The following is a 4,548-nucleotide window of genomic DNA, read 5'->3' on the forward strand; positions in this document are numbered from 1 at the left end:
GCTCGATGATGTGTTGTTCGTTATTCACCAAGGCTGCTGCGAGTTTCGTTCCGCCAATGTCTATGGCAAGTGTCGTCATTTTATCGCCCCCGTGAGTGCATCACGGTACCACTGGCAGATATATTCCAGCCGCGTGATGGCGGAGCCCACCGTCACGGCCCAGGCACCCTGCTCAATAGCCTGGGCCGCCAGTTGTGGCGAGTTATAACGCCCTTCGGCGACAACACGACAACCTTCATCGTGTAATGCTTTAACCAGCGCAAGGTCGGGTTCATCGGGCGTATCCGCCGTTAAATAGCCTGATAATGTGGTGCCAATCAGATCCGCACCTTGCTGGCGGCAATACATCCCGTCTTGCACTGAAGAGCAATCGGCCATGGCAAGACACTGATGTTGATGAATACGCGCTATCAGCGCATTGATGGGTACCGGACGTTCGCGATCAGTACCGTCAAAGGCAATAATATTGGCACCTGCATGAGCCAGCGCATCAACATCCTCAAGAAATGGCGTGATACGCACCGGCGAATCAGTAAGGTCACGTTTTATAATACCGATTATTGGCACCGAGACCTGCGCTCGCACGGCTTTCAGGTTCTCAATCCCTTCGATACGCAACGCAACAGCTCCTGCCTGCTGTGACGCTAACGCCATAGCAGCAACGATTTCCGGTTTATCAAGCGGGCTACCTGTAACAGGTTGGCAGGAGACGATCAGCGCACCACAGAGATCAATCTGCGAGTCCAGTTTTTCGAGCAATGACATATACACACTCCCTCAAAAGAAAATTGCCCGCGCACAAGGCCGGGCAATACCACTCAGCTTACTCGCTAATCAACTTGGGCTTAGGGCTTCCCGACTTCACCGCGCCACTAAATGGTTTGCCGTCAATAGAATCATGTGTACGTGACGCTTCAGGATGGATCCAACGTTGAACACGTGACGGCATATCCAAACCAATCAACAAGATAACGACAAATGTCAGGCTGAATGAAAGCGAAGCCAGGGCGGTACCCAAATCCAGTCTTTGAGCGATGGCGGCACCAATAACCGGGGCCAATGCGCCTCCGAGTGCCCCCACGTTGTAGGTGAACCCCAACCCTGCTGCACGCTGTTCAGTATCGAAATAACCACCGATAAGTTTCGGCAAAATGCCTGAAATACCCTGCCCTAACATCTGTTGCAGGAATAAAAGCAGACCCAGCACCCAGATGTTTCCGCCACCAATGGCAAACACAGGAATGATCAGTAATTGGGAAGCCAATAGGCTACAGACGTAGGCTTTGCGCGTTCCCAGCCAGTCACCGAGGAAACCACCGACACAGCACCCGACCGCCGCGCCAAATCCACTAAAGAACAGAATGTGGGCAACCGTTTTAGGATCATAGGCCAGTTCAGTTTTTAGATAGGTTGGCAGCAACGCCTGAATTGGCCATGAATAGAGGAAGGCGAAGAAGACAATCACCATCAAGGTGACGCCTGTCGGCCAGCGTTTGCCGCTGTTTTGCACCATGAAGCTAATAAATACCGCCGCACATGCCAGACCCAAGATGGCAATAATCACAGCGTTACCCACTTTCCCGGAGAAACAGAAGTAGAGTGCCGCGGCAACAGCAACCGTCAATCCCATGTTTAATAGCTTGTGCTCGCCACGGTAGAGAATATCCACCATCGTTTTGGGTGGCGTTTTATCGGCAAATTTCTCATGCCAGTCTTCGGCTTCAGGGATGTTTTTACGCAGCCAGAGGGCGAAAATAATAGGCAGGATGCCTATAAAAAACAGTGCGCGCCAGCCCCATGCAGGAACCACGACACTATAAACCTGTGCCGACAGTACCGCGCCAATCGAGAACCCAGAGATCAAGAACCCACTCGCTTTATTGCGTAAATGTTTAGGCCAGCTTTCAATCACATAGGTCGCACTGGAACCATATTCACCCGCCATGCCTATGCCAATGACCAGACGAGCAATAAACATAGTAGTGAAGCCCGGGGCGAAACCACATGCCAGAGTACCGACAGAAAATAGTACGATGCTGGTTATCATGGCGAGTTTACGACCATAACGATCAGCCATCGCCCCGAGCATTAATCCGCCAAACCAGCGGGAAATAAATGCAGCTGAGATTAAACTCGCTGCCTGTATGGTGGTGAGACCAAATTCACTTTGTATGTCAGTAAGGACTAACGCTATCAAGACGAAATCAAAACCATCCAGCAAGTAGCCAATCCAGGCTGCAGAAAATGCTTTCCATTGCGGTTTTGTCAAATGGCGATACCAAGGGATCTGTTGGGTAGTGTTATTCATAAAGCACTCCCGGTGCGGATTAGTGATAATCCGCCCATTAGTTAAGTCTGATTAGATTTAGTTGATGCCGGGTTTACAGGCATCATATGTACCGCTATTTAGAACGTTGCGCGTTCTGCCTGAAGCTGAGCCGCCAGCGTTTTCAGTTCCGGCAGATATTGCGCATCAACCGGTGCAAAAGGTTTGCGACATAGTGGTACGGCAACAATATCCATATAGTGCAACAGCGTTTTTAATCCGCGGAACACACCAACTTTAATAAGCAAATCAATAACTTTATTGCATTCAGCTTGCAGTTTCATGGCTCGTTGTACATCACCTTCCTGTACGGCTTTCTTGATAGCCAGGTAACGCCAACCCATCACGTTGTAAGTGCTGCCAATCCCGCCATCGGCTCCTGCCATCAGGCCGGATGCAAAAATTTCGTCATAACCGTTGTAAAGCACTAAATCTGGATGCGCACGGCGGATTTTCTCCATTTCGTACAAATCACCAGAGGTTTGCTTGAGCGCCCCCACCCCAGGAAGGTTGATCAACGTCGCTATCTGATCCAGCGTCAATTTCACACCGCTCAGAGCAGGAATGTTATAGACAACCATGGGTAAACCACACGACGCATCAATCACAGCGCGGTAGTGATCACAATGTTCATTAAAACTAAAAGGGTAATAGAACGGAGTCACTGCAGAGACTGCATCAAAACCGTAACGATATGCGGCGCCAGCCAGCGTCTGGCTTTCCTGGGTGCTGATAGCGCCTACGTGTGCAATTAACGTAACCTTCCCTTTGGCCTCTTCAGCGACGATTTCCAGCACTTGCTGGCGCTCTTGTGTGCTCTGTAAGAATGCCTCCCCAGTTGACCCCCCGATATAAAGACCATCAACACCCTGTTCAATATTGAACCGAACAAGACGACGAAGACTGTCAGTGTCCACCTGCTGCTGCTGATTAAAGGGAGTGAGCAGTGCAGGCATCACGCCCCGTAAATTCTGTGCCATAAACGCCTCTTTATTGTCTGGTTTTTAATGTATAACGACATACCTTTATACCTGTTATACCAGAAGAGATAAAAAACGTCATACTGCAAAGCGTTCAGGATGTGATCTTGTTCATATGAAATTGTGATACTGGTTAAGGGGAAGTATTCGTCGTGTGTAAACAAGAGGTCATCCACCGCTCCCGGTGCCAGAAGCGGATCAATCTGTCTTACATAGATCGGAGTATGAATTTTAGATCATTTTTTCTTACTGGATTTACGCGGTGTTGCGTAATAAGCGGCAAAAACGCTTTTCAGGTGAGCTTTCAGTGCAACATCCGCAGCTTCGGGATCTCGCGCCTTAATTGCTTTGAAGATTTCAATATGTTGCTGATAGCTCTCATAATTATGAGTATGCAGTTTTTCCTGGGGAACGGCTGGACGTGCGGCGATCAACCAGTCGAGCAAAGCTACGTGAACAGCCATGAATATTGGGTTGTCAGGTATCTCGGCCAGTTCACGATGAAATTCAATATCGGATCGGATAAACAGAACGTTATCGTCCAGTGCTTGATTATTCATTTCAAGCGCCTGCCCCAAACGCGCAATTTGTTCGTCAGTCGCAAATTCAGCAGCATAGCGAACAAGACTTGATTCAAAAAACATGCGCAATTGTTCGAAATGGGTGATACCACCTGGACGAGAGAGAAAATCTTTTGCAACGCCTGACAATTCACCAATGACAGTATCTGCCGACGGACGGGAAACGCGTGCGCGTTCACCGTTATTGATCTGAACCAAACCTTTGCGTTTGAGAGCTGCCAGTGCTTCACGCACTGAAGGACGACCCACATTAAAAAAAGCCATCAACTCGCGCTCGGAAGGCAATTGCTCACCTTCGGCAAACTCGCGCCTGCGGATCATCTGCTCGAGCTCTTCCTCCACCATCTCTGAAAGTTTTTTACGCGCAAGCGGGCGACGCCGCATCGCATGTCCGATGGTTTCAGTCGTTTCAGCCGGTTGTTCGTCGAATGTGCTCATAGCGTCTGAGTAGGACCCATTTTAAAGAAAGAGGGGTTATAAATAACCTGCCGATCATAACACAGCAAATCAAGGCTTGCGAAACAAGAGGCTAAGGCCTTGTGGCTATAAAAAAGCCAGTCATTAGACTGGCTTAGATTTGCATTTTAATTGCATGAATTCGCGAGTTACTTCACCACACGCAGTGCCGGACGGCCACCTCGTGGAGGAGGATCATCATCTG

General features: G+C 49.3%; 4 protein-coding genes. All 4 read right to left on the reverse strand.

The window, feature by feature from the left end:
- Positions 1 to 75: 75 nt before the first annotated feature.
- Positions 76 to 765: an N-acetylmannosamine-6-phosphate 2-epimerase gene (locus VJY99_RS12415; protein WP_324118857.1), complete on the reverse strand. Its 690-nt coding sequence runs from the start codon at positions 763 to 765 to the stop codon at positions 76 to 78.
- 58 nt (positions 766 to 823) lie between these two features.
- On the reverse strand, positions 824 to 2,308 hold the full coding sequence (locus VJY99_RS12420; RefSeq protein ID WP_324118859.1) for an MFS transporter: 1,485 nt from the start codon (positions 2,306 to 2,308) through the stop codon (positions 824 to 826).
- Positions 2,309 to 2,406: 98 nt separating this feature from the next.
- Entirely contained in the window at positions 2,407 to 3,306 is a 900-nt protein-coding gene (gene nanA, locus VJY99_RS12425) for an N-acetylneuraminate lyase (RefSeq protein WP_324118861.1), read from the reverse strand.
- Positions 3,307 to 3,542: 236 nt separating this feature from the next.
- The gene (locus VJY99_RS12430; protein WP_324118863.1) at positions 3,543 to 4,325 is read right to left on the reverse strand and encodes a transcriptional regulator NanR; all 783 of its coding nucleotides are present in this window, start codon (positions 4,323 to 4,325) and stop codon (positions 3,543 to 3,545) included.
- Positions 4,326 to 4,548 lie beyond the last annotated feature (223 nt).

This window comes from Buttiauxella sp. (assembly GCF_035271705.1).
Classification (GTDB): Bacteria; Pseudomonadota; Gammaproteobacteria; order Enterobacterales; family Enterobacteriaceae; genus Buttiauxella.